The following is a 26,488-nucleotide window of genomic DNA, read 5'->3' as shown; positions in this document are numbered from 1 at the left end:
CATGGCCCCCAGTGACGTTTCCCGGCATACCCTGTCGGTCCTGGTAGAAGACGTAGAGGGAATTTTGTCGCGCGTGACGGGCATGTTTTCCCGACGTGGATACAGCATCATTTCGCTGGTTTCTGCCCAAACGGAAAATCCAGGGATTAACCGGCTGACCATCGTGGTCGATGCTTCCGAAAGGATTATGGAACAGGTGACCAAGCAGCTCAACAAGATTGTGCCGGTCATCAAGGTGGTGGAGCTCGAAACGGACTCGACCGTGGCGCGAGCCCTGATGCTGGTCAAGGTGGCTGCGAATAATGCCAACCGGCCGCAGGTGGTCGATGCCGTTAATATCTTCCGTGCCCGCGTGGTAGACGTGGCACAAGAATCGGTGGTCGTGGAGGCTACCGGCACCCCTGGAAAGCTGGCGGCGCTTCTCGATGTCCTGGAGCCATTCGGTGTGCTCGAGCTGGTGCAGTCTGGTGACGTGGCCTTGGGGCGTGGTCCCAAGGCGATGGCACCCCCGCGAAATTAAATCCCATCATATGGGCATAGCGTCTCATGCAGTGGTACAGTGCTAGGTGGGACGTTGATTCATTGAACTTACAATCACTACAGAATTGAGGACTACAACATGGCTATTGAAACCTTTTACGACGATGATGCGGATTTGTCTATCATTCAGGGTCGTAAGGTAGCCGTTATCGGATACGGCTCCCAGGGGCACGCGCACTCGCAGAACCTGCGCGATTCCGGCGTGGAGGTTGTTATTGGTCTGCGTGAAGGCTCCAAGTCGGCCGAAAAGGCTGAGGAGGCAGGCTTTGCGGTCAAGACCGTTGCAGAGGCTGCCAAGTGGGCGGATGTAATCATGCTGCTGGCACCAGATACCTCTCAGAAGCAGATCTTTGAAGATGAAATTGCCCCCAATCTGGAAGATGGCAATGCGCTGCTGTTCGGACACGGCTTGAATATTCACTTCAAGCTGATTGAACCACAGGCCAATGTCACTGTCGGCATGGTTGCCCCTAAGGGCCCTGGACATCTGGTTCGCCGCCAGTTCGTTGACGGCAAGGGCGTTCCGTGCCTGATTGCTACCGAACAGGATCCTAAGGGCGAAGGCCATGATCTGACCCTGTCTTATGCAGCAGCTATCGGTGGTGCGCGTGCCGGCGTTATCCCGACTACCTTCGAAGCAGAGACGGTTACTGACCTCTTTGGCGAGCAGGCCGTCCTGTGTGGTGGCGTAGAGTTCCTGATTCGTACCGGCTTCGAGGTTCTGACTGAGGCTGGCTACGAGCCGGAAATGGCCTACTTTGAGGTACTGCACGAGATGAAACTCATCGTGGACCTGATGTTTGAGGGCGGCATCGCCAACATGAACTACTCGGTATCTGATACCGCCGAGTTTGGCGGCTATATTTCTGGCCCTCGTGTTATTGATGCCGATGCCAAGCAGCGCATGAAGGATATCTTGTCCGATATCCAGGACGGCATCTTCACCAAGCGCCTGCTGGCCAATATTGAGGGCGGCAACAAGGAGCTGGAGAGTCTGCGTGAGGAATTTGCGCAGCACGAAATCGAAAAGACCGGCACCAAGCTGCGCGATTTGATGAGCTGGGTCAAGAACCCGCTGGATGCTACTGCCTAGGAATAACAGGCGGCGTCTGTGGCGCACACCCACGGTGAACAGGCATGTTTACCGTGGGTTTTGCTTTATTTGTGTCAGGTAAAACTCCGGTGCGGGGAGTAGGATGAGGGCCATGGGTTTTACGACGCCAAGCTATGATCTCAAAGACCTTTTTGCACGAATTGATCGCGGGGATATCCAGCTACCTGACTTCCAGCGCAGTTATGCCTGGGATGAAGATCGTATTCGATCTCTTATTGTTTCCGTGCTGCGCGGCTATCCCATCGGCGCGCTCATGGCTCTTGACACCCGAAACGAAAAGATGCGCTTTCGTCCCCGTGCCCTTGCGGGCGCACCTGACACTGGCGTCGACCCCGGCTTGCTCCTGTTGGACGGGCAACAACGCCTGACCACCCTGTATCACTGCTTCAACGGCGAAGGCTTCGTAGACACCACGGACTTCCGCAAGAAGAAGATTCACCGCCGCTTTTTCATCGATATTCGCGCGGCCGTGCGCGGTGATCTCATGCCGGATGACGCCATCTTCGCGGTCAATCAAGACGGTAAGATTCGTTCGCACTTCGCACCGGCAATTGAGGGCGACATCCTATCGCGTGAAGATGCACTAGAGAATATGTGCATTCCCGTAGCTTCTTTGTTGAGCGAAGACGGCGTCAGCATGCTCTTTGAACTTGCAGCAACCAAGCAGGAATACAGTGCAGAACTGGCGGCTTTTAATAATCGCATCATTCGGCCATTGTCCGGTTATGACCTGCCAATGATTCGACTTTCCCGCGAGACGGAGCGAGCCGGCATCGGCTCGATTTTTGCCCAAGCAAACTCGGCCGGCCTGCAGATGGACGTATTTGACCTTCTTACTGCCGTTTTCGCCTCTGAGGACCCCAGCTTTCACTTGGCCGCTGATTGGCAGGAAGTGGAAAAGGACCTGCGTAAGTCCCCAGCCTTGGACGGAATTGGGCGCACCGAGTTTCTTTCCGCAGTATCGCTTCTGGTCTCCGGCGAAAAGGGCTGTGCCGGTGGCCAGCGCGAGGATATTTTGAAGTTGTCTTTGGCGGAGTACAAGTCGGCGGCCAACGATCTGCGCATTACTTTCCGCGAAGTCTCCGAGTTCCTCGCGCAGCGCTGCATCCTTAGCATGGACCAAGTTCCGTTTAATGAGCAGATCGTTCCCCTGGCAGTCATCATCGCCCGGTTGGCTAAGCGCGGGGGAGCGCTGTCTACCCAGCAGTCGTGGGACCGCATCAACCAGTGGTTCTGGTGTGGTGTCTTTGGCGAGCTCTACGGTTCTTCTGCGGTGCAGCTGCGCGCTGCTCGCGACGTCGATGAGGTCACCGAATGGGTAGCCGGTGCTACGGATGAAGCTCCGAAAACTGTCACCGATGCCGCCTTCCGTGAATCTCGTCTGCTTTCCGTAGATGACAAAGACGGTGTCTGGCATGGCCTTTACGCCCTTCTCATGGCGCGCGGCGCGAAGGACTGGCGCACCGGAAAGGCCTTCAATCGCCATACGTTTGAAGAGCTGAAGCCAGGATTCTTCCCCGTGTTTCCTCTGAACTGGTGTAAGCGCCACGGAGTTGATCCCGTTTTGGCAGAGTCAGTCATGAACTACACCCCGATGGGCAAGCGTACCGAGGTGGTGCTCGACGGTTTCGCTCCTAACCGCTACCTTCCCCGCGTTCAGTCCAAGTCCATCATGGAAGATGTGCAATTTGATGAGGTGCTAGCATCTCACGAAATGAATCTGGATTATCTGCGCGCATCACAGCCGCGTGAATTCCTTGCGGATCGCCGCCATAGGTTCTTGGACATCGTGGAATATGCTTTAGGTAAACCCGTTATTCGTGATGTGGATGAAACAAACCTTTGTGGTGGAGAGGAAGGTCCGCAAGCTTTTGATCGCTAAATCTGTGCGCTTGGCAGCCACAGTGCTGGTTGCTGCACTAGCGCTATCAGCCTGTGGCACTTCGGTCACAGAATCCAGGCTGGTCAAACGTGGTTTGTCCGATTTGGACGAGTCTGAAATTGACCTCAACAAGGCCAAGGCGGAAAACCAAAATCGGCTCATTGATCCGAAATTTGATCAAAGGTTTGTCATTGTCGATGACACCATTGGGATTGAAGCCAGCCGCCTATTTTTTGAAGACTCGGATTCCCTGGTCCTTTTCGCAGGGGATGATAAATCAACCCTTCGAGCAGCGACTTTGGCGGTAAACCAGCATTTGCCGGCGGTGCAGTATGACGATGATAGGCGTTTGGAAATCCATAAGCTGCTCACGGACTTAGGGGTAAGTCGCTTGGTGGTTATTGGAGACGTGCCGTGGACGGAAACATCTGGGGACTTCAACGTGATCAAGGATCCGGGAACGCATAAAGCATTGGGGGAGTTCACGGCATTCCAGTACGGCTCCAAGGTGGTTGCTTCCCCAGAACAGATGGTGAAGGATATCGCGCGTTTGGATAAGACTCCCCAAGTGGAGCTGCGCCCTGCGTGGGTGCCGTATGAAGGCGAGGCGCGCACTGATGAGAAAAAGAAGAACCCCATACCAGCGCAGTCCCGCAGGGACGGCCAAATGGCGCCGAATATCGTCGCAACTAAAGATAGCCCCATCGCAAACGTCATTACGGCGGCGGCCTACGGTGGAAGGGTTTTGGTGATGCCGACTGCCGATCCGTTGCAGGATAAACACAGTATGGCCGCTGTTGCCGGCCTAGAGGATGGCGCCCTAGTGGCCCTGGGGCCGGAATTCGGTCGAGTGAAAGAATTTAAGGCAAAAATCAAGCAGGGCAACCCCGACTGAACTACACTTCCTTGACACGCGGACATCCCGCGTGCACCGCATTTCACTTAAGCGAAGGAAGATATGTCGAAGCCGGTAGTTCTCATTGCCGATAAATTAGCTCAATCTACAGTTGCGGCCCTGGGGGATTCCGTTGAGGTTCGTTGGGTAGATGGGCCGAACCGTGCGGAGCTCCTCGCTGCGGTTCCGGATGCAGAGGCTTTGCTGGTGCGCTCTGCCACAACCGTTGATGCAGAGGTATTGGAAGCGGCCACAAAGCTCAAGATTGTGGGCCGTGCCGGGGTAGGACTGGACAATGTCGATATTCCGACGGCCACAGACAAGGGCGTCATGGTGGTCAATGCGCCAACATCGAATATTCACTCTGCGTGTGAACAGGCAGTTGCACTGCTCTTAGCGACGGCGCGCCAGATACCAGCGGCCGACCAGTCCCTGCGCGAAGGGGAGTGGAAGCGCTCTTCTTTCAAGGGCGTAGAGGTCTACGGAAAGACCATCGGCATTGTCGGCTTCGGACACATTGGCCAGCTCTTTGCCCAGCGTCTGAAGTCCTTTGAGGCGACCATTGTCGCGCACGATCCCTATGCCAACCCGGCTCGCGCGGCGGCGCTGGGCGTGGAATTGGTTGAGCTGGAAGAACTGATGTCGCGTTCCGATTTCGTGACCATTCACCTGCCAAAGACTCCCGAGACTGCCGGAATGTTTGATAGAGAACTTTTGGCCAAGGCGAAGCGAGGACAGATTCTCATTAACGCAGCGCGAGGCGGTTTGGTAGACGAGGCGGCCCTGGCTGAGTCTATCGAGTCGGGACATCATCGAGGTGCGGGCTTTGACGTTTATTCCACGGAACCGTGCACTGATTCTCCGCTCTTTAAGCTGCCGCAAGTCACCGTGTCCCCGCACCTAGGCGCATCCACTGTAGAAGCTCAGGACCGTGCGGGAACAGATGTAGCGGAGTCGGTCTTGAAGGCTCTCGAAGGAGAGTTTGTGCCGGATGCGGTCAACGTCTCTGGCGGGGCAGTGGGAGAAGAGGTTGCTGGTTGGTTGGACCTCGCCCGCAAGCTAGGACTTACTGCTGGCCGCCTTTTGGGTCAGGCTCCCGTTGCCGTTGAGGTGGAGGCCTGCGGCGAGTTGTCTACCGAAGACGTAGAAGTGCTAGGACTTTCTGCTGTCCGAGGACTGTTTAGCGGCGTTACTTCGGAGCCGGTGACCTTTGTCAATGCAATGCAGATCGCAAAAAGTCGCGGGGTAGAGGTGGAGGTAACTACTAATACGGAGTCCAAGGGGCATCGTTCTTCCCTGCAGGTGAAGGTTATTGGCGCCGATGGCGAGAGCTCCTCGCTCACCGGCGCACTTATCGGCATCGATGGAACCGAAAAGTTTATTCGCATCAACGGCCGCGGCGTAGATATGCGTGCGACCGGCCGCAACCTCTTCTTCCGCTACGCGGACGCCCCAGGTGCATTGGGGACGGTAGGAACCAAGTTGGGTGCTGCGGGAATCAACATCGTGGCAGCCGCTCTTACGCACGGTAAACAGGAATCTGATGCTGTGCTGATTCTGCGCGTGGAGGCCGAGGTGCCAGAGCATCTCATCGCCGACATTAATGCGGCCTTGGGAGCTGAATGCGAACAGCTAGACATGGAAGCATAAGGCTGCGGACTGCAACAGAGTCTGAACCCGCGTGGTGTTAGGTAATTTCCTGCGCCGCGCGGGTTTCTTTTGGTAGGGTAAGTCCATATCCACTCTGTGAGAAAGGAATCCTACATAATGAAACTTGCGGTGATTGGCGGCGACGGAATTGGGCCAGAAGTGACGGCCGAGGCGCTCAAGGTGCTGCGAGCCGTTCGCTCCGATATCGAGACCACTGATTATGATCTCGGCGCGCGCCGTTATCTGCGCAATGGGGAGCTTCTCACGGACGCTGACTTGAAGAGCCTGCGCGAACACGATGCGATCCTGTTGGGGGCGATCGGCGCCCCCGGTGAGGTGCCACCAGGCGTGCTGGAGCGAGGGCTGTTGCTTAAGATGCGGTTTGCGCTGGATCATCACGTGAACCTGCGCCCGTCCAAGCTCTATCCCACCGCTTCCTCGCCGCTCGCTGAACCGGGTGATATCGATTTCGTTGTGGTGCGCGAAGGTACCGAGGGGTTGTACTGCGGAAACGGCGGTACCTTGCGAGAGGGAACTGAGCACGAGGTGGCCAGCGAGGTATCGCAAAATACTCGTTTCGGTGTGGAGCGTGTGGTGCGCGATGCGTTTGCGCGGGCAGCGCAGCGCAGTAAGCATCTGACCTTGGTGCATAAGACAAATGTCTTGGTCAATGCTGGTGGGTTGTGGCAGCGCACCGTTGATGAAGTCGCCGCCGAGTTTCCAGAGGTTCGGGTGGATTACCAGCATATTGATGCTGCAACCATTTATATGGTGACCGATCCGGCGCGCTATGACGTCATTGTCACCGATAACCTTTTTGGAGACATTCTCACCGATTTGGCGGGCGCGGTAACTGGCGGTATTGGCCTTGCTGCATCCGGAAACATCGATGCCTCAGGCGCGAATCCTTCCATGTTCGAGCCGGTGCATGGTTCTGCGCCAGATATTGCAGGTAAGGGGATAGCAGACCCAACGGCGGCAATCTTGTCCGCCGCCATGCTTCTTCGTCACCTGGGCGATGAGTCCAATGCGCGGCGTATTGAGGATGCGGTGGCACAGGATGTGGCGGACCGCGGTGCCGAACCAATAAACACCGTCGAAGTCGGTGACCGAATCGCCAAGCTGCTCGTCGAATAGAAGCGGGCTTTTTGCGCTGGGCGCTTGCCGACGTCCCCAACCCCCGCGTCCTGGCGTAGTCCGCACTGGGGTTAGCAACGGTGATTAAAGGACAATGGGAATTTACTCAAATTAACTAATTAACACCGTATCCTTTGCACACATGTGAAGGTGGCTATTGAGTAGGATTACCGCTATGCGTTTAGGACGAATTGCACACCCAGAAGGAATCTGTTTCGCCATTATCGATGGGCCAAAAGATGCCCCAATGGAAGAGCTAGTAGCAAAGGAAATTGCCGGCACGCCCTTTACTCCACCGGAGCCGACCGGCCGCGAGTGGAAACTTAACGAGGTTCGCCTCTTGGCGCCGACCCTTCCCACCAAGGTGGTAGCGCTTGGACGCAACTATGCGGACCACGTTGCCGAGGTTTTCAAAAAGTCTGCTGATAGTCTTCCTCCCACCATCTTCATCAAGCCATCTACCGCGGTCATTGGCCCGGACGCTGCAATCAAGATTCCGGACTATGCCACCAACGTCGAGTTTGAAGGCGAGCTTGCCGTGGTTATTTCTAAGCCGTCGAAAAACATCAAGGCCGAGAACTGGAAAGACCACGTGCTGGGATACACCATCTGTAATGACGTTTCCTCCCGCGACCTGCAGTTCAAAGACGGTCAATGGGCTCGGGCCAAGGGTATTGACACCTTCTGCCCGCTCGGTCCGTGGATCGAAACCGATCTGGACAGCTTGAATCTAGACGATCAGAAGATTAATGCTTATCTGACGCACGAGGGCTCTCGCGAGCAAAAGCAGGATTCCAATACTGACCAGATGATTGTGAAGATGGGCGGCATTTTGGAGGAGATCTCCGCTGCCTATACCTTGCTGCCCGGCGATGTCATCACCACCGGCTCCCCGGCTGGCACCGCTCCTATGGTCCCAGGTGACACCATCGAAATCGAGATCCCGGGCCTCGGCACCCTGCGCAATACCATCCACCGTGCATAACCCGAGCCACCAAGAACACCGCGCCTGCGTACCCACCTCCGAGGAAATGGAGGAACGCTACCGGAGTACCGAGCGGGTGTGGTCGGGCAATCCCAATGAGACCCTTGTTGATTATGCTGCGAAGCTGACCCCTGGTACTGCCCTTGATATCGGGTGTGGAGAAGGCGCGGATGCGCTCTGGCTAAAGAACCACGGCTGGGATGTGTTGGGCATTGATTTCGCCCCGACTGCCGTCGCACGCACTAGGGCCCGCGGTGTCGCGGCGCAGGTCGCAACGTTTAGTGACTTTAGCCATGAGTCCTTTGACTTGGTCAGCGTCCACTATGGCGGGGTACGCGCCACGCCAGAAGAGGTGGAAAAGCTAGAGCGATTGGTGGCTCCAGGCGGAACACTGCTCTATGTCCATCACGATATGGAGTCGGCAGAGGCAGCGATGCCGGAATGGCTCGCGGAAAACCTGCGTGAGCTGGAAACGGTCGAGCTAACTCGTCGTGAACGCCACTTGACTGAAGGCGCGGGGGCGCACCACCAAAGCGATGTTGTGCTCGTCGCCAAGCGTGCAGCTTAGAGGCTAAGCGCCTTCAAAATGGTGCGCAGCTTGGCCGTGGTTTCTTCCAACTCGGCGTGGGCATCGGAATCGCCCACAATGCCACCGCCGGCCCAAGCACGCGCCGATAGTCCATCGCCGGCCACTTCTGCGCAGCGAATGGCTACCATGTACTCGCCGTCGCCGGAGCTATCACACCAACCGACCGCTCCGGCGTAGAATCCACGGTCCGTTTCTGCAGTCTCAATGAGGGCTTGGGCGGCCTCTGCAGGGGTGCCACAGATGGCCGGTGTGGGGTGTGTCGCCAGGGCAAGCTCAAGAGCGGTCAAGCCTTTATCCTTGAGTGCTCCGGAAATTGGCGTGCCAAGGTGCCACATCTCATTGGTGCTAATGAGATGCGGGGCGTCCGGAATGTCTAGCTGCTCGCATAGCGGGCTAAGCACTCGGCGCAGGTGTTCCACTACGAAGGAATGCTCGTGGAGATCCTTGGCGGAATGCAAGAGATCTTGACCTGCGATGTGGTCCTCAGCCGCTGCGGTGCGGCGCGGTGACGATCCGGCCAAGGGGAAAGCAGAAACGGTCGAGCCCTGACGCTTGACCAAAACTTCTGGAGAAGAACCAACCAGCATCGCGCCCGGCCGCCCGGCGGGGGAGAGATCGGCAATGAAGCCATCGCGGTTGGCGGAAAGGTCGATAAGGCGAGCCGCCACGAGGCGCGGATCAATAGCCTCAGGGAATTCGATATCTACGGCGCGTGCCAAAACCACCTTTTCCAGTTTGGAGGTCTCGATCGTGCCGATGGCCGCTTCAACTCGGCGCAGGTGCTCCTCGGGCTCTGGATCGAAGCCAACCACGCGGGAGCTCAAACTCTTATTGCGGTAGTAGGCGTGCGGTTCCAGCGGACCCTCTTCGCGGATGATGGCCTCCGGCACCGTTAGCGCGGCGGGCGTGTCAGAGTCGAACGGAATCGCACCGACGACCATGTCAACATCTTTGCTGCGCAGGGCGGAAATCGCCGCGTCGGTGTCATTAAAAGTGTGGCGCGCACCTTGGGTACGGACAGACCCCGTTGCTCGCGAAAGCAAAAAATCGGGGGCGGTGTTTGGTCTGTCTTCGTGCATGGGGATCTAGCTTAGTGCCTTGGGCTTTTCTTACAGAATTGAGTGTGCACTGGGCGTGTAAACAGTGAATCAAGTGAATGATGTGGTTAATTTTAACCTTGTGGCTAATGTTACTAAGTTTCTTTATCGTTCCCTTTACCTAATCCTCGCTGCTGCGCTGGCTAGCGCTGCGCTTGTGTGTGCTGCGCCTGCCCATGCACAAGAAGGGCCAACCCCCGCTCCTGCACCGGCCCCAGCTCCAGTACCTGCTCCCGAAAACGCAATGCCCGTTACTCCGCAGCCCGATGGGTCCCACCTAGTTCCAGAAGGTGTTAAGGAGTCCACCCCGGCGCCAGCAGAAAATGGCAGCAGCGATAACAGTGCAGCGCCAGTTCCTGAGGGATCATCTCTTCCCGAGCCAGCGCCGCGGCCGGCAATGGTTGATACCAGCATCAATCCCAACCCGCCGTTTAAGCCGGGTTCCATGCAGTCCCTAGAGATGGAGCATGAGGGTAAGACTCGCAGGTACTTGTTGCGTATTCCAAACCACTACTCGCCGGAAAAGGCGGCGCCCGTTCTCTTCGGCTTTGGTGGGTGGGGAGATTCCCCGGAGAACTACTCCAGCTATGCACGCATGCAGACCACTGAGGCCAATAAGGAGGCCATTATCGTCTATCCAGAGGGATTTGAGCGAGCTTGGGAGGCGGCGCCTTATGCTAAGACGCGCGATGGGGAGGATATCCGCTTTATCAAGCGCATTCTCGATTCGGTAGACAAGGACTACCACGTTGATCGAAACCGCGTATACGCCATGGGTATGTCTAATGGAGGCGGCTTTACCTCGGTGCTTGGCTGCCACGCACAGGACACCTTTGCTGCCGTAGCTATGGTTTCAGGTGCCTTCTACAACCCGGTTGAGGTCAACTGTGCCGATGCGCCGATGAATACCCTCATCATGCACGGCGTTAACGACAAGATGATGACCTATGAGGGCGGTGACCGACACGAGGCTGGATACCTCCCTGTGCGTACGGTGCTCGGCGGCTATCTGAAGCGAAATCGCTGCGATATGACCTTCCAGTCCACTCCGGAAGCTGGCGGTTCAGAACGCTTGAGCTTTAACGGCTGCCAAAAGGATGTGCAACTGGTTAAGGTTCCGCAAGACCACACCTGGTTCTGGCAGCCAGATACGCCGAACGTGGTCTGGGACTTCCTGTCGTCCAAGACTCGGGTATAGAAGCATGAGCTCTTAGCCACCGCTAAAGCCCAGAGGAGAGATCCTCTGGGCATTTTGTTTTCTTAAGCCAGGCCTGCGCTAATCGACGCCCGGGATGTTCGACGTGGCATCATTGGCCTGGTGCTGGTGTGGTGTCTTCTTTTTGCGGAAGAACTGGACATAGACCAATAGCCCGATGCCGAGCGCTAAGGCGAATGCGCCCAGTCCGGCCAGGATCCCCGCCCAGAAGCTGCTTTGTGCGAGGGTAGTGGTATAGGCAGCGGCATCGGTCAGCACATTCTTGCTGTCCGTATTCTCTGTGTCGGTTGCATCTGGAACATGCTGTGCACGGGGTGCGTCGGCGGACTTTGCTTTCGCACGGGACGAGGTTTTTGTGTCCTTCCTACTGGCGGACTTCTTCGCAGTCGAGTGGGAAGAACCGCTGGTGGAAGCGGAGCGGTGCGAGCCAGATGACGTGCTCTTGCCTGATTTTGCGGTGGAGGCAGATTCGTTGACACGGCTAGCCGAGTGGTGGGTCGTAGTTTGTGAACCAGAACTGGACTTTTGCGCAGGGGCAGTGGATTGGGTTGATGTCGGAGCGTGGGACTTTTGTGGCGCTTTAGACTTTTCAGTATTCGCCGGCTTCTTGGGTGTTGAGTGCTTGCCCTTTTCCGCTTCGTCAGGTGCGCCGCCGTCAAGGAATTTTTGGCCTTCCTGCAGGGTCTTCTCCAGTTCCTTGTCTAACCCGGCGATGGATTTGTCTACATCTTTGATGTCCTTTTCCAGTTGCTTGGGGCGGCTATCCGCGCCGTTGTCAGAACCAGTGGCCGCGTCCGCTTCGGAATAGTCCACGCCGCACAGGTCCTTCGCCTCAGCTTGCTTTCCTACGAGGAAGCCGGCATGGAGGTGGTGGCGGGAGCCGTCAGGAAGCTCAAAGGTAAAGCTCACCGCGTAGGTTCCGGGCTTGGTAAACGCAAATGCCGGGTGGGAATGCGAATTGCCTGGGTAATCCCAGGCGGATCCATCTTCAGTGTCCATGAGCACCGTGGCTTCGCCTAGCTCCGCCTGGTAGGCCACAATGCGCCCATCTTCTGGGCCCTGTGCGATCGCCATGCTTAAGGTCGCAGTGTCATCAGCAGCGAGTAGGTCTTGGGATAGCTCCTGGGTGTTAAAGCCCAGCCAGGGAGCGGTGGGGTCTTGGGTTTGAGGCAGCACCCAGCCTTCTTCAGGAAGGGAACTATCGCCGAGCCCAGATAGCGGCTGTTTCAAGCCATCGGACACCTCAATAGCAAAGGTCTCAGAGTCATGCTTGATTCCCTTGTCATCGTCTTTGACGGTGAAGCTGAGGTCGCCGGAATCGCCGCTAAGCGCCATGTCTTGGTGGCCCTTGGTAATGAGATCGAAGTCGCTGGCGGAGCAGGCCGTGGCGGACTCTTCTGCGTGGGCGGAGGCGGGGGCTATGCCGGCTACGCCCGTCCCTGAAAGTGAGCCGAGGCCGATGAGACTGGCAGCGCCTAGGGCCACCGTGGTGCGGCAGACTGGTTTCATGAGGTAACGGATTCCTTTCGTGGGGTATCGGGACGTGGGGCGTCGGAAAGCGAGGCACCGGCGTGCTTGCGGGCGCCGAGGAGTGGATGTACGGCCCAAACGCTTAAGAAGATAACCGTGAGCGTGAGCACGATGGTGGCGCCGGCCGGAAGATCAATGGCCCATGCCAGGTAGATGCCGAGGAAGCTGGACAGCGTGCCGATGAGGGCGGAAAGCCACATCATGGTCGCAAGATGCGTGGTAAGTAGGCGTGCCGTCGCGGCCGGGGTGATGAGAAGCGCGAGGACCAAGATATTGCCAATGGTGCTCACAGAAATGACCACGGCGGCGGTGACACACAGGTACAACATGATGTCGAGCACAACAACGGGAAGCCCCATGGCGCGGGCGGTTTCCCGGTCCAGGCAGGTGGCGTTGAGCTGGGGGCCAAAAGCTACGACGACGGCGATAACCAGTGCGCACACGCTGGCCGCGACGATGATATCGCTGCGGGATACGCCGGTGAGCGAGCCGAAGAGAAAGCTGGTCAGCGAAGCACTATAGCCATCGGTGCGCGAGATGATCACCATGCCTAAGGCAAAGGCAGCGGCGAAGAAAATGCCGATGATGGAATCTGCCCGTACGTGGCGGCGCTGCGAAAAGGCGGCGATGAGCAACGCCACAACCGCACCGGCCACCGCGCCACCGACGAGCACGGAGGCTTGCAAAGCGAAGGCTATGGCCAAGCCGGGAAAGACCGCGTGGGAGACGGCGTCGCCGATAAAGGCCATGCCGCGCAGCACCACGTAGCAGCCGACGACGCCGCAGACGATGGCCGCAAGCACAGAAATACTTACCGCGCGGGCGAGAAAGTCGAGGTGGGGGTTAGCCAGGTCGCGGAGGAAATCGAGGAAGGAAATTTCTATCATGCGGAGACTCCAATGGCAGAAAGCAGGGGAGAACCGGCGCGTACGCCAAAGGTTTGCGTCCACGGAGCGGTCTGGTGAAGAAGGCGCGGAGCGGAGTCATCGGCCACCACGGTGCCGTTAAAGAGGACCAAGCGGTGGCAGGAGTGCGCCGCTTCAGACAGATTGTGGGTGGACATGAGGATGGCCTTGCCGCGCTGGGAGAGCTCTTCGAATAGCTCGAGTAGTGATTCGGTATTGGGGGCGTCGAGGCCGGTGAAGGGCTCGTCGAGCAGCAGCACGTCTGGTTGCGTGGCGAGCGCTCGGGCGATGAGGACGCGTTGGCGCTGACCGCCGGAGAGCTCTTCGATGGGGCGGGTGGAAAAATCTTCCATGTTTACCAAGCGAAGAGCCTCTGTCGCCGCGGCGTGGTCCGCGGCACGTGGCCGTTTGAGCCAGCCAATGATGCCGGTGCGCCCGCTGAGTACGGTGCGGTAGACATTGATGGGAAAGCCCCATTCCACCTCGTGCCGCTGGGGCACGTAGCCTACGATTCCCCCGATCTCTCGGGTACCGGAGGAGGGGATGAGTCCTAAAATGGCGCGCATGAGCGTGGTCTTGCCCGCGCCATTGGGTCCGAGAAGCCCAATGAATTCGCCCGGGTGGACCTCTAGGTTCGCACCGGTGATTACGCGCCGGTGGGATAGCGATACTTCTAGGTCGGCAACGGAAATGAGCGGTTTAGCCACGGCTATCGCCTCGCTTGGAAGAGCGCAGTACTAGGCCAAGGGCCAGCAGGAGTACGACGGCACCCACGCCGGCGAGGATAAAGACCCAAGTGGGGATGGAAGAGCCTGCGGTCTGGGCATCGTCTGGATTCCAAGTAGTTTCTTGGGCCGCTTGGACGTCGGCATCATCGCCCACAGCAAAGGTGAGCACGCCATCGGTACTGAAATCGGCGCCATCCTTGGTCTTACCTTTGACCCTGATGCCTACCTGATGGGTGCCTGGCTCTGTAAACGTCCAATTGGCATGGGTGTGGGTATTGAGGTCCACCCAGAATTCTTCGTCGCTCTTTTGCGCGGTAGACCACAACAGCTGTGGTGCTTCAAAGCCGCCGTTTTGTAAGAAAAGAGAGAAGTCGCCAGGACCGGAGTGGCCGAGGAATTCCATGGTGACTCCGCGATCGGCGCCGTCGACAAGCGAGGGCGCCTGGGTATTCCAACCCAGCCAGGGAACCCCGACCTGCTCGGTTTGGGGAACTACCCAGACCTTTTCGCCGGAATCGGCGCCAACAAAGCCAAAGTCATCGGTCTCCGGCAGGGTTTGCTGCGCCTTATCGCCCACGGCAAAGACAAGATCATCTAGGTGGCGCCAGACGGGCTTGTCGCCGGCATCATCGCGGGCCATGAGTTCGGAATCGGTGCCGTCGAGCAAAGCGCCAACGTCAACGTGGCCGGTGTCGATGACCTTGTCCTCGCCCTGTGGGGCGATCTGTTCCTCGGCGCCGACCACCTGCGCGAGGTCGCCGGCCCAGGCAGGGCTCGTAGAAAAAGCAAGGCCGGCAGCTAGGGCGCAGGCGGCGGTGCGAATAGCGGTACGGGTAGCTAATTTATGCATTGTTTTCTCCATCAGTGGAATTGGGGTTCAGGCAACGCTGGAGGGAATCAGCGTTGAACTTCATGAGGTCGATATAGGAGCCGACAGTGCCGTCCAGCGTGTCGCCATAGATGGGGCACAGTGCCACGCCTCGTTCCGCGGCAGCCTGGGTAAGGGTGTCGGCGCTGGCCTGTTGTACGGGCTCGACAAAGACGGCCGGTAGATGCAGGTTCTCCAGTGTGCGGCGCAGGGCTATGACCTCCCGCGGGGAAGGCTCGATGGCTGGGTTAGGCGTGACGAATCCTGCCACCGACATGTCATAGCCCTGCTCGAGGTAGGCATAGCCATGGTGCGTGGTCACTAGGTGCCGGTTTTCGGCAGGGATAGAGGCAATGGCGCGGTCCACATAGGAATCCGTGTCCCGCAGGCGCTTGGTATAGGCCGCTGCCCGCTGCCGGTAGGCGGCACCGTGGGAGGGATCTGCTTGCGCCATCTCCTCCGCAATGACATCCACGTAGGCGATAGCGTTGTCCACGTTGTGCCACAAGTGTGGATCCACCTCGCCGTGGATGTGCTTGCCCAGCACGGCCTGCGGCAAGAGGTAGGTATCCGAGTTCGGCGCGCCGAGGAAGCGGTAGGCCGGATCCGGCGGGATGGGCTGCAGTACTGACGAGGGGATAGATACCGCGGTGGTGGCGGGGGCAAAGCGCTTGTCTTGGTCGCGCAGGTCAATGCGGTGCTGGGCCAGGTTTGCCTCAATGTCCAAGTGCCCGGAATCTATTGCCTGCATACCTTTAGGCGGGTTGACGCCCACGGCCACGGTGAGATGCTGGACTTCGGTCCCGTCGGCCTGAAACCCAAGGCGGTAGATCCCAGGTTGGGAAAAGCCCCAAGAGACGTGGGTGTGGGCGTTGGCAGGAAGGGTTACTGCGTCTTCCTTGCCATCGACGCCATCAGCCGAGTTAAAGAGGACCTCCGGGGTACCGAAGGCGGAGACCACATAGGCCGCCACGTCGCCCGGTCCGTCGGCCGAGACCATGCGAAAGTCCACTCCGGAGGAGTGTGGCGCGGCGCCGCTGATGCGCAGGCCCAGCCAAATGGCATCCAAGGAGACATCTTCTACCAGCGGCACCAGGGTGGCACCGCGGGTGGAGGCAGCGTCGGCGACCTCCACCACGGGGGCGTCGGTGGATTCGTGCAGCGTATCGATAAGAGCTTGCGGCTCCAGCAGGTAGCCATTACTTAGCGCCAGGTTGGCATTGGCAATATCGCGCACCGTGCGCAGCGTTGGCTCGAAGGTATGCGGATCCTTGCCGCTGGGGATGAGGCTTTTGACCTGGGCATCATCTCCTGCCACGTTGCGCGCTAGGTCTGCCAGGATTGGGGTGGTAGCCACCACGCTGATTCCTTCTCCGGTTCCAGCATCATGTGCGGCCGAGGACGCACAACCAGCGGTGAGCAGGCAACAGCCCAGAATTGCCCCTACGGTAAGGCGCCGGCGATTGTGGGAACATGAATGCCCCATTAGTCCGCTGCCTTAGCTACGGCCAGCCGCGCAATGCCCAGGCCGAGGAAGAGCATGCCTAGGCCCAACACCCCGATGCCGAGGGGCACGATGGGGGTCCCAGTATTGGCTAAAGAACCGCCCGTGCCTTGTGCCTGCGCCGACTGACCGTTGCTGGATCCGGTGTGTGAGGTAGAGCCGCTAGCGCTTGCCGACGACCCACCTGCCGCCGCGCCATTCCCACAGTCGCCGCCGTCTGGATTCACGGCAGCTCCCAGGTCGAAGTGCCCGTTATCAAACGCCTTGGCCGGTTCATCGCCGCCGACGACGAAATGGAGAGTTGCCTCACCGGCAACCTGCTTTCCCTCACCGGTTTGAGCCACTTGGCGGATGGTGACGTCATAGGTTCCCTGGGCGCCAAAGACCCAGTTGGGGTGCACGTGAGTATTCGGGGCGATGGAATGGGTGCCTTCCGCCGCATCAGCATTGCCGCGGAACCATTCCTCGCCAACGACCTTGCCCAGCCCGCCTTGGGAGTAGACCATCATCGGGCCGGGCCCTTTAAAGCCCACCAACTCCCAGGTGACATCGCCGGGGATATTCTCGCGCATCGATGGGCTTTGGGTATTCGCCCCTAACCACGGAACACCGTCGACCTGGGTAGAACCAATCATCCAGGCCTTTCCTGCTGGCACTGGTCCTACTTCTTGGGGGAGATCCACGCTGGATTTATCGGAGAGGTAGAAGGTGGCACCATCGGCATCGCGCCACTCGGAGGGCGAGACCGTATCGTCCTTGATTTGCGGGGTCATGCCCGGGGTGCATTCTTCGCCTGGTGCTGCGCCGGACGTGCCCGAGCCTGCTGCGTCGCTCTTGCCTGCAGATCGCTGTGTACTTGCAGCTTCCTGGTCAGTGGTGCCATCGCCGGAGTCAGCCGCGCGATCCGCGGTGGAGGCATCGCCGCCGTCGCCTACCTCCCAGGTGTAGGTCACCGCATTGCTGGACTCGCCATTGGAATGGGCGCGCACCGTCATGGTGTAGGTGCCGGCCTCGCTAAAAGCCCAATTGACGTGCTTGTGGGCAGGATGGGGCTGGTTGATGACCTCACCGCTGGTGAGCTCCATGGAACCGGAATCAGTCACGGCATTGATGCCACCAAAACTGCTGGTTTCAAAGACATACACGGAGCCCGGGCCGGAGACCTCGGCAAATTCCAGATCAACGCTTTCGAAGCCGCCATCGCGGACGGGTTGGGTATCCCAGCCCGGCCAGATGATGCGCTGGTCTTGGGCCTGTGGCAGGAAATAGGTGGGTTGGCCGATTTCTGGCACGCCCTCGGTGGCATCGGACCAGGCATCCTCGACGACTTTGAGCACTACGTCATCGCCAGAGCGCGGAACGGCAGACCCCGTGATGTCTTCCTTCATAGAAAGGTGCAGCGTGCCATCAGGGGCCGTGACGTAGAAGGCGTCGACGTGCCCGGAATCAAAGACCTCATCGAAGGCCAACGCTGCGCCGGGGGAGAAGAAGGCTAAAGCTGCGGCAAAGACAGCAGCAAGTACCGACATGAACCGACGCCGCTGTAGAGCGCGCCGGGAGGCGGAAGTGTGGGATTGATGCATTGTGGTGTCCCGTCTAGTCAGTTGGGTTGGGGTGGGTTAGAACTTGAGGCCGAAGCGCCGGCGGATGAGGTCTTCGTTATCGCGGAAGAAGTTATAGAAGGCCTTGAAGACCACCACGAGGACTGCTGGGAGGACTAAGCTCCACGGGCTCCACGAGGATCCCGTTGGCTCTTCGGGCTTAGCGGCATCGTCCGGCTTCTCGGTCGGCCTCTCGCTGGGGGTCTCGCCCTCGGACTCGCTCGGCCTGCGGGAGGAACAAGAATCTAGGGTTTTATCGCCCACGGCAAAGGTCAGAGTTTGCGGCTCGGACTTAAGTTCCTTGCCGTCCTTCCCCGTGGCCGTATAGGTGGCCTCGAAGGTATAGAGGCCAGGCTTGGAAAAGGCCCAGTGTGTGTGGGTGTGGGCCGGAAAGTTGGTCTCGATGGTGTAGTCCTCGGCTGCGGAGTTCGCCAAGACCGAAAAGCCCTTGCCATGGGAGGCGTCGATAAAGGCGCCCCACTCGGCCCCGTCTGGGGTGGAGGTGGGCTTCAGGTTGAGGTTGACGGCATTGTCTTTGGTCGCGGAATAATCCAGGTCCTGAGTGTTATAACCCGGCCAGATAATGTGTTGATTCTGGGTCTGCGGCAGGTGATAGAAGCGCTCACCGGGTTTTCCGAGGAAATCGAACTCCTTGCCCGCAAGCTTGTCGTTGCGCCGGGTGAGCGCATTATCGTGTACGCCGAGCACCACGTCATCAAGTTTGCGGTCGACGGACTTCTTATCCACCTGTGCCGTGTCATCGCGCAGAACGGTAGTAAAGCCGCCTTCGGCAGGCTGAGCCTTGATGTCAACGTGCCCACGGTCCAGTAGGTATTTCTCGCTGCACTGGTGCGTGTCGGCTTCCGCTTCATCTGCGCCTGGCTGCGGCGCTTGCGAAGGTGAGTCTTCCTTGCCGGGAGTCGTGTCAGGTTCTTCGTTGGAAGTGGAGAACCGCCCCGTGGTTTCGTAATTTTCGCCGAAGGCAAAGGACTCGGTAATCACGCTGCTTGCATGCCCGGCCTTCACAGTGGAATGTGGAAAGAGGTTCACCTTGGCATAAGAGCCGGTGAAGTATTCGCCCTCGTCAAAGGCAACCTCGCCGTGGCCATTGGTAATGGGGGTTTCAAGATCCACGGTGGGGTACTTGGAATCCTTGGCATCATAAAGACCGCCGGTGAGAAGGCCGTTGAAGTTCTTATCCTCGGTATCGACCACGATCTTGGTACCGCCCTTGCCCTGCTTGCGCATGCGGATGGTGTAGCCCAGCTCTTTTAGCTCGGTTTCCTCGGTGGGGGCCAGCTGGCGCGGCTGGGAGGTTTCCTGCCACGTATCAGCGGCGGCAGAAGAATCGGTGTGGCTGGATTTGCCGGGTTGGAAGTCAAGGGGCTGGGATATCCAGCGTGGGGAATCGCCCTCAGGGGTAAAGACGGCCTGTACCTGGGACGGGTCGGGGCCCATATATTCATCCCACTGAGCATGCCCGTCCTTAACGGGGAGGTCGGTGAGGAAGTAGCCGTCGATAAGCAGCGTGAGGGTGCCTTGTGCCTTGTTCTTGGCGTCGAAGGAAATGGTGGTGAGCTTGTCGTCGCCGTCTTTTTCGGGATTGGACTTGGGGGCCATGCGCAGGCTGTAGCCAGCAGCAGCGGCGTCGCCAGCTGCGGACTGTGCGAAGCGCTCCTTAAGGCTCGGCGTTTTTTCCTCTTTGGGCTTTTGCCCGCCAACTTGGATGGTGGTGGTCTGTGGCTCATTGGCTATGAGCTGGCCATCCTTTCCGCGCGCACTGGTGCGGTAGGTCAGGCGGTATCGTCCTGGCTTGGTAAACAGAGTGGAGTTGTGCGTATGTGTGCCGGCAACAATGTAGGCAGAGTGCGGCGAATCCGGGAAGGACCCGAGCATGCGGTGCAGCTGGGTGCCGTCCTCATCATCTTTATTGGTAAAAAGCTCCACCTCGCCGGGGCCATCGACGCTGAGCAAGTCAAGGAAGGCTACGTCATCCCGAAATTTGTCAGTGGGCAGGGAAGCATCTGCGCCAAAGCCCAGCCAAATGGGCGAAGTATTACCGGATACTTGGTGCGGCGCTGTGTAGTAAGTCGTGCCAGGGGCCCCAATGTAGTCTTGGGTCCCGTTTGCCGGAAGCGTATAGAGGTACTGATTGCGGCCGTCCATAGCGCTGTAGCCCCTGCCCACCCAGGCAACAGTGTCTGCAATCGGGGGCTCTTGACCGCCAAACTCGGACTTCAGGACGAAATCGTTGTTCTCCCAGAAGGACTTGGGGGAGTCAACGTGGGTATTGGTAGCGATGTGCTTGCCATCATCGGGGCCTGCGACAGCCGTGGCGGGAGTGATAAGTGCCAAAGTGCTCAGCGTGGCAAGGAAACGGGTGCGTGGGGAAGCCACAGTTGGGAAGGCCTTTCTACAGTTCTCACAAGTTCACCAGAAACTATAGAAAATGAATCCCATAACCTGCTAGCCGTAATGGAAACCGATTTCACCGACCAGTGGCTTTGTAGTGAAACCCGTTTCCAATTACCCCAATTTGCGTGTAGGAATAGACTGCAAGCCGCTGCGCGCCGGGCAGGATTCAGGGGCGCTTGGGCTGGTGCGGACTGGAATCGGCGGCTCCACTACGATGGTTGGCATGACTGAAGTACGCGTTAGATTCTGTCCATCCCCAACCGGTACGCCGCACGTAGGCATGGTGCGCACCGCGCTGTTCAACTGGGCCTACGCCCGCCATACCGGCGGCAAGCTGGTATTCCGCATTGAAGACACCGATGCCGCCCGTGACTCTGAGGAGTCCTACCAAGCCATTATTGATTCCCTGACCTGGCTCGGCTTGGGCTGGGATGAAGGCATCAATGTTGGCGGCCCGCACGAGCCGTACCGTCAGTCCCAGCGCATGGACATCTACAAAGAGGTCCTAGACAAGCTTATCGACGGCGGATTTGTCTACCCGGCATTCTCCACCGCTGAAGAGGTGGAGGAGCGCCACAAGGCTGCTGGCCGTGATCCGAAGCTAGGCTATGACAACTTCGACCGTGATCTCACCCAAGAGCAGATCGACGCTTTCGAGGCTGAGGGCCGCAAGCCGGTCTGGCGCCTGCGCATGCCGGAGCGGGATTGGACCTGGACTGACCTGGTGCGCGGCGAGATGACCTTCAAGTCTGAGACCCAGCCGGACTATGTGGTGGCTCGCTCCAATGGTGCGCCCCTCTACACCCTGGTTAACCCGGTTGATGACGCCCTGATGCGCATCACCCACGTGTTGCGTGGTGAGGACCTGCTTTCTTCTACTCCGCGTCAGCTCGCGCTTTACGATGCCCTGAAGAAGATCGGCGTTGCCGAGTTCACCCCAGAGTTTGGCCACCTGCCCTTTGTGATGGGCGAGGGCAATAAGAAGCTGTCTAAGCGCGACCCGCAGTCCAACCTTTTTAATCACCGCGATAACGGCATCATCCCGGAGGGCATGCTCAATTACCTGTCCCTGCTGGGCTGGTCGCTGTCCGCGGACCAGGACATCTTCAGCATGGATGACTTGGTAGAAAACTTCGACGTCCACGACGTGTTGGGTAACCCCGCACGCTTTGACCAGAAGAAGCTCGAGGCCATCAATGCGGACCACATCCGCCAGCTGGACCCAGAAGAATTCGCCTTCCGTCTGCGTAACTACTTAACCGAATACACGGATTTCCCGGCCGACTATGACGGCGAGAAGTTCGCCTTCGCCGCAGACCTTGTCCAAACCCGCATCAAGACTCTGTCTGATGCCTATGGCCTCATGAGCTTTTTGGTGACCCCGGATGCCGACCTAAAACTCGATGAGAAGGCAGCGAAGAAGAACCTCAAGGAAGAGGCCATTCAGCCGCTCGAGGTGGGTATTGAGACCCTCGAGGGCATTGCGGAGTGGAAGACCGAGAACATTGAGGCGGCACTATCCAAGGCCCTTATTGAAGACCTCGAACTGAAGCCCCGTAAGGCCTACGGCGCACTGCGCGTAGCTATTTCCGGCGCCCAGGTTTCCCCACCGCTCTTTGAGTCCATGGAGCTGCTGGGTAAGGAGTCCACCCTGGCCCGCCTTCGTGCGGCCCGTGAAGTGACTCCCTACGTGCCGGCGACACAGTAGGAGGAGCACCTTCCGTAAGGCGGCGATAGATATCTAATCCCGCATCTTCGATGCGGCGAATGGCAGCTGAACTACAGCGCTGTCATTCGCCGCCTTTTTATTAACCACTCTACTGGCCTGAAAATGGCGTGTGTGCTGGCGATTTGGCAGTTTACGCGTTGATCATTATAGTTATTACACGTTGCAGCGAGCAAGGGAGCGAAGCCGGAAGGCAGTAAGCTTCCAGCGCAAGTTAGCAAATGGCCTATGGTGTAATTGGCAACACAGCGGTTTCTGGTACCGCCATTCTAGGTTCGAGTCCTGGTAGGCCAGCAGTGAAAATGCATTAAACGGCAGGCTCACTAGTTCTATGCCCCGTTCGTCTAGCGGCCTAGGACGCCGGCCTCTCACGCCGGTAACACGGGTTCAAATCCCGTACGGGGTACAAAGACCTCCAACCTTTAGGTTGGAGGATTTTTCATATCCGGGGAAATGTCTTTTTCTAGCGCCAGCGTGGGGTGCGACCACGGGGCAAATAAAACTGGTTATAACCTACCCCCAGACCATTGGACTCGTCCGTGCAGTTAGCCGCGTCCTGCCAATGGAACCAGGGTTAAGACCACCGCGAAGTTGTGCAAAACCCTTCCTGTCCTGCACGTGCAGGCATAAACTGCAAGTACAGCAGAAAACAAACAGAAAGGAGAGCGGGTGACAGAAAGCGAAACGCACCACAGCCAAGGCGCACAGCCCGAAAGCGTAGCCAGGTAGTAACGCTATAATCCACAACTTCCTTCCCACCAACGTTTGTACGAAGTATAGGAGCCTGCTGCATATGCTCTTCGACGCACAGCGCCATCCCGAGTCCTACTAGCACAGCGTTCTCGGCCACGGACTATCCACAGATTGCTTGCGGAATAACCACTGATTCGACCCGCACCTCGGCCACGAAGAACCCTCACTGCAGTACCGGACTCGGGAATTTTTGCGTTTTCCTTCGCCTGCCCTCAAAACCGTCGTTGACCGCGCGATTTGTGCTGAATTAACCCATCGTTTACTCTTAACAAGTCCGCAACGCACAGCGTGCGATTGCTGCGAACGCGCCCCGTTCGTCTAGCGGCCTAGGACGCCGGCCTCTCACGCCGGTAACACGGGTTCAAATCCCGTACGGGGTACCAACGGAAAGCTGCGAGCCACTTGGTTCGCAGCTTTTTCTTTGCCTGCCTCAGGCATGGTGTTCGGTCTGGCGTTATGTAGAGCCAGTTCGAAACCGCAGGCTAGGAATTTCGCCTAGCGGTCAGAACATAGAACTGAATCAAAATTGGGTAGAGATGTACCAACACCCCTATGGCTACGAGCGCTAAGGGCACCTGCCAATCTCCGGATGCAGCGGCCCACCCTGCTGTGGCACCGTGGAGTAGAAGCCCCCAAGTATGACCTACTGCTGATGCTCGTAGCGGTCGCTTAGAAGTGTTTCCGGATGCTATAGAACGGTCGCGCGCCCGCATGTCGTAGATGAGCCGATTCCAGCCTGAGGCCGAGAGCACGGAATTATATAAGGGAGCTCCCAACCGGCGGTATGCGGTAGGTGAGAGGGAGACACGATGCCATGCTGCAGCTGGGATGTAGCGCTCTAAGGAATCGCCCACAAAGGGAGCTAGTCCCAGTGATAGGAGAGTTGCAGTGAGGACGAATCCTATGGACGCAGTATCGGCGGTATTTGCGACCACGCTTAAGCCGAGCACGGCAGCAATCGTTAGGGCCAGAGCAATCACCACATCCTCCTTAACTGAAGCGCACACGGCTCTCTCACACACTACAGTGACTTCGGAGTGTGAGCTTTTGTCCCAAGGCATGAAAGAAGCCCACCAAGCCGTGAAAAAAGGGCTTGGTGGGCGGTGTAAGAAGTGCGGAAGGGGAGACGCCGCCCAGCGCGGCTAAGCCATGACCTTCGTCTTTTTAATCGCCTTCTGGAGGCGCTTGTGGTAGGCATCCATAGCGCGGCGGAGAATGAGGCCGACGATGAGTGCCGGGATGGTAAAGAGCAGTAGCATGCCCAACTCGCGCCAAATATCGCCGTGATAGATGCCCGCAATGGCGCTGCGGAAAGCATCAATGGCGTACGTCGCTGGCAGCCACGGGCTCACGTTTTGGAACCATTCAGGCAGCAAAGGCAGCGGGTACGCGCCGCCGGAGCCAGAGACTTGTATCACGAGCAACAACACCGCCAAAGCCTTGCCGGCACTATCGAGCGTGATGACGAGTGAATAGATGATCAGCATAAACACCAGCGAGACTATCCATGCGGCAAACATGAGCATGAATGGGTGGGCGGGCTCGATCTGGACGAAGAAGATGAGGCTGAGGACTACCAAGGTGGCCTGCGCGAGGCCGACCAGGCCGAGTGTGGCAAAGCGACCGAAGAACGCTTGACCACGGGTGAATTCGCTCTCGTCGTACTTCCCGTTTTCGTCCTTGCGCAAGTATTTACGCTCGGCGTTGGTATGCACCAGCACGCATGCCAGAAGGGCGCCTACCCATAGTGACAAGGTGAGGTAGAACGGCGTCATACCCACGCCAAAGGCAGCGACAGGGTAGACCGGCTGGCGGTCTACAGCCACGGGAGCGGCAATGCGGGAGGCGAGCAGTTCTGGATCGTTGCCGACAATATCCGCTAACTTGTCCAAATCGCCGCCACGGCGCACCTCATCGATCTTGCGGCCCATGTCCGCAAAACGGCCGCTTTGCTCCCGCAGGGTGCCGGCAAGGCCGGCGGTGGTATCGCGGGCGCGCGCCAGGCTTTGCTGTGCCGACCCGTCATCCTGGGAAACCGAAGAGCGAATGCCTGCGATGTCCTGCTTGACAGCATCAATATCGTCCGCGACCACCGAGACGCTTTGGTTGAGCTGATCTAGCTGCGGTTTGAGGTTCTCGTTATAGGAATTGCGTGCCTTTTCAGCAGCCTGCTTGGCATTAGCGATGGCATCCTTAGTGCGCTGTCGGGAGTCTTGGGACGTGCCACGGCCTTGCTCAAGGTCATCGGCGGTAGATACCAGCGAATCATGCAGTGCCTTGCTTTGCGCAATGGAGGCATCAAGCTGGCCCATCATCGCCTTATATCCACCCGCGACCGGAGCTGGTAGAGCTACCTTATCGGCTTGGTCCTTGATGGAGGCGCGAACTCCCTCAAAGGCCTGAGTTTGCTCATCCACCCGCTCAGCAGCGGTGCGGTAGGTCTGCGCCGTTTGTGCGCTGGTGTTGCTTGCATTATTGAGCAACTCATCGACCTGGGCAGAGAGCGCATCGTAGCTTTGCGTTGTAGCCGCCAAGGAAGCGTCGAGCGAACCAGCCGAGTCATTGAGAGTAGAGCGCAGAACGTCGATGGGGTTTTCGCCTTGGTCATTGTCTGTCTCCGTAGCCTGGCGGCCAGCCTCGGCGAGAATATTGTCCGCTGCCTGCGTAAGCGGCAGGGTGGAGTCGACCAGATTGCTTAGTGCACCTACGGTGCCAGCTGCAGCATCGAGGCGGGTGCTGACGTTGTTGACGCGATTGTGCAGGTTATTGAGTGCAGTCTGGGTATCGTCCTCATTGAGGTATTGATCAAGATCCGAGACGACGCCAAGGCCGACATTGGATACCACTCGGGTGAAAGACTCGTCAATTTTCTGGATGACGCCGTCCGCGCTCTTTTGCGTGATGGTGGTAGACAGCGCGTTCTTCTTCTCGTTGGTATAGAGGTTGAGCTTGCTTGGCTCGGTTCCTTCTACATAGAACGTGAGGAGATCCGCGCTGAAGTCTTTGGGTAGGACAATGCCGGCATAGTATTCGCCAGACTTTGTTCCTTCAACCGCATCGGCGCTATCAGTGATGACCCAATCAATATCGTGATTGCGGCTGAGCTGTGAGAGCACCTCATCGCCCAGATTAAGCTTCAGGGAGGCGAGGTCGCTTTCGTGGCCTTCATCCTCGCTGGCCACAGCAATCTTTAGCTGGTTGGTATTAGCAAAGGGATCCCAACTAGCCAGCACGTTGAAGGACGTGAAAAGCAACGGGATGATGGCAAGGCCAAAGATGATGACGGCGGTCATCACATTGGTGCGAATGGCGTGGAGGTCATCGCGGAGAATGGTCAGAATGTTCTTCATGAC

Annotated in this window: 19 protein-coding genes and 3 tRNA genes; 13 read left to right on the top strand and 9 right to left on the bottom strand. The window is 58.1% G+C overall.

The window, feature by feature from the left end; translation table 11 throughout:
• Position 1: 1 nt before the first annotated feature.
• From ilvN to QP909_RS03970, 8 genes are all read left to right on the top strand, one after another.
• Positions 2–520: an acetolactate synthase small subunit gene (ilvN, locus tag QP909_RS04005; RefSeq protein ID WP_284766237.1), complete on the top strand. Its 519-nt coding sequence runs from the start codon at positions 2–4 to the stop codon at positions 518–520.
• 99 nt (positions 521–619) lie between these two features.
• Complete coding sequence (gene ilvC, locus QP909_RS04000; RefSeq protein ID WP_284766236.1) at positions 620–1,633, top strand: ketol-acid reductoisomerase; 1,014 nt, start codon at positions 620–622, stop codon at positions 1,631–1,633.
• A 112-nt stretch (positions 1,634–1,745) separates the two neighbouring features.
• A complete protein-coding gene (locus tag QP909_RS03995; protein WP_284766235.1) occupies positions 1,746–3,536 on the top strand; it encodes a GmrSD restriction endonuclease domain-containing protein in 1,791 nt (596 codons plus the stop codon).
• Positions 3,526–4,431, top strand: coding sequence for a hypothetical protein (locus tag QP909_RS03990; protein ID WP_284766234.1), 906 nt, complete (start codon positions 3,526–3,528; stop codon positions 4,429–4,431). The genes QP909_RS03995 and QP909_RS03990 overlap by 11 nt, the downstream gene beginning before the upstream one ends.
• A 63-nt stretch (positions 4,432–4,494) precedes the next feature.
• A complete protein-coding gene (gene serA / locus QP909_RS03985) occupies positions 4,495–6,081 on the top strand; it encodes a phosphoglycerate dehydrogenase (RefSeq protein WP_284766233.1) in 1,587 nt (528 codons plus the stop codon).
• A 117-nt stretch (positions 6,082–6,198) separates the two neighbouring features.
• Entirely contained in the window at positions 6,199–7,218 is a 1,020-nt protein-coding gene (locus tag QP909_RS03980; protein WP_284766232.1) for a 3-isopropylmalate dehydrogenase, read from the top strand.
• Between the two features lie 175 nt (positions 7,219–7,393).
• Positions 7,394–8,203 carry a fumarylacetoacetate hydrolase family protein gene (locus QP909_RS03975; RefSeq protein ID WP_005327736.1) on the top strand — a complete coding sequence of 270 codons (810 nt, stop codon included), beginning with the start codon at positions 7,394–7,396 and terminating at the stop codon, positions 8,201–8,203.
• Positions 8,204–8,249: 46 nt separating this feature from the next.
• Positions 8,250–8,771, top strand: coding sequence for a class I SAM-dependent methyltransferase (locus QP909_RS03970; protein ID WP_502868601.1), 522 nt, complete (start codon positions 8,250–8,252; stop codon positions 8,769–8,771).
• On the opposite strand, the gene QP909_RS03965 is transcribed toward QP909_RS03970, so the two are convergent.
• A complete protein-coding gene (locus tag QP909_RS03965; protein ID WP_284766230.1) occupies positions 8,768–9,871 on the bottom strand; it encodes an isochorismate synthase in 1,104 nt (367 codons plus the stop codon). The genes QP909_RS03970 and QP909_RS03965 overlap by 4 nt on opposite strands.
• Positions 9,872–9,971: 100 nt before the next feature.
• Between QP909_RS03965 and QP909_RS03960 the strand changes: the two genes are divergently transcribed.
• Positions 9,972–11,087 carry a CE1 family esterase gene (locus QP909_RS03960; protein ID WP_284766229.1) on the top strand — a complete coding sequence of 372 codons (1,116 nt, stop codon included), beginning with the start codon at positions 9,972–9,974 and terminating at the stop codon, positions 11,085–11,087.
• A gap of 78 nt (positions 11,088–11,165) precedes the next feature.
• Here the strand turns inward: QP909_RS03960 and QP909_RS03955 are convergent, their stop codons facing one another.
• From QP909_RS03955 to QP909_RS03925, 7 genes are all read right to left on the bottom strand, one after another.
• Complete coding sequence (locus tag QP909_RS03955) at positions 11,166–12,614, bottom strand: choice-of-anchor M domain-containing protein (protein ID WP_284766228.1); 1,449 nt, start codon at positions 12,612–12,614, stop codon at positions 11,166–11,168.
• Positions 12,611–13,522, bottom strand: coding sequence for an anchored repeat-type ABC transporter permease subunit (locus QP909_RS03950; RefSeq protein WP_284766227.1), 912 nt, complete (start codon positions 13,520–13,522; stop codon positions 12,611–12,613). The genes QP909_RS03955 and QP909_RS03950 overlap by 4 nt, the downstream gene beginning before the upstream one ends.
• Positions 13,519–14,253, bottom strand: a complete 735-nt coding sequence (locus tag QP909_RS03945) for an anchored repeat-type ABC transporter ATP-binding subunit (protein WP_502868600.1) — start codon at positions 14,251–14,253, stop codon at positions 13,519–13,521. The genes QP909_RS03950 and QP909_RS03945 overlap by 4 nt, the downstream gene beginning before the upstream one ends.
• Positions 14,240–15,118: a choice-of-anchor M domain-containing protein gene (locus QP909_RS03940; protein ID WP_284766225.1), complete on the bottom strand. Its 879-nt coding sequence runs from the start codon at positions 15,116–15,118 to the stop codon at positions 14,240–14,242. Before QP909_RS03940 ends, QP909_RS03945 begins: the two co-directional genes overlap by 14 nt.
• Positions 15,111–16,622, bottom strand: coding sequence for an anchored repeat ABC transporter, substrate-binding protein (locus QP909_RS03935; RefSeq protein ID WP_284766224.1), 1,512 nt, complete (start codon positions 16,620–16,622; stop codon positions 15,111–15,113). Before QP909_RS03935 ends, QP909_RS03940 begins: the two co-directional genes overlap by 8 nt.
• Positions 16,622–18,169 (bottom strand): choice-of-anchor M domain-containing protein, encoded by a 1,548-nt coding sequence (locus QP909_RS03930; protein ID WP_284766223.1) that lies wholly within the window; start codon positions 18,167–18,169, stop codon positions 16,622–16,624. The genes QP909_RS03935 and QP909_RS03930 overlap by 1 nt, the downstream gene beginning before the upstream one ends.
• 90 nt (positions 18,170–18,259) lie before the next feature.
• Positions 18,260–20,638, bottom strand: a complete 2,379-nt coding sequence (locus QP909_RS03925) for a choice-of-anchor M domain-containing protein (RefSeq protein WP_284766221.1) — start codon at positions 20,636–20,638, stop codon at positions 18,260–18,262.
• A gap of 232 nt (positions 20,639–20,870) precedes the next feature.
• Here QP909_RS03925 and gltX point away from each other — a divergent pair, with 232 nt between their 5' ends.
• The 4 genes from gltX to QP909_RS03905 all read left to right on the top strand — a co-directional run bounded on the left by gltX (position 20,871) and on the right by QP909_RS03905 (position 23,518).
• Positions 20,871–22,364: a glutamate--tRNA ligase gene (gene gltX / locus QP909_RS03920; protein ID WP_284766386.1), complete on the top strand. Its 1,494-nt coding sequence runs from the start codon at positions 20,871–20,873 to the stop codon at positions 22,362–22,364.
• Positions 22,365–22,604: 240 nt separating this feature from the next.
• Positions 22,605–22,676 (top strand) — tRNA-Gln (locus QP909_RS03915).
• A gap of 39 nt (positions 22,677–22,715) precedes the next feature.
• Positions 22,716–22,788 (top strand) — tRNA-Glu (locus QP909_RS03910).
• 654 nt (positions 22,789–23,442) lie between these two features.
• Positions 23,443–23,518, top strand: a tRNA-Glu gene (locus QP909_RS03905).
• Positions 23,519–24,277: 759 nt separating this feature from the next.
• Here the strand turns inward: QP909_RS03905 and QP909_RS03900 are convergent.
• The gene (locus tag QP909_RS03900; protein ID WP_284766220.1) at positions 24,278–26,485 is read right to left on the bottom strand and encodes a YhgE/Pip domain-containing protein; all 2,208 of its coding nucleotides are present in this window, start codon (positions 26,483–26,485) and stop codon (positions 24,278–24,280) included.
• Between the last annotated feature and the right edge of the window lie 3 nt (positions 26,486–26,488).

The organism is Corynebacterium sp. MSK195, from assembly GCF_030228885.1.
Classification (GTDB): Bacteria; Actinomycetota; Actinomycetes; order Mycobacteriales; family Mycobacteriaceae; genus Corynebacterium.
The sequence above is the reverse complement of the archived record's forward strand: the minus strand, read 5'-3'. Positions and strand labels throughout refer to the sequence as shown.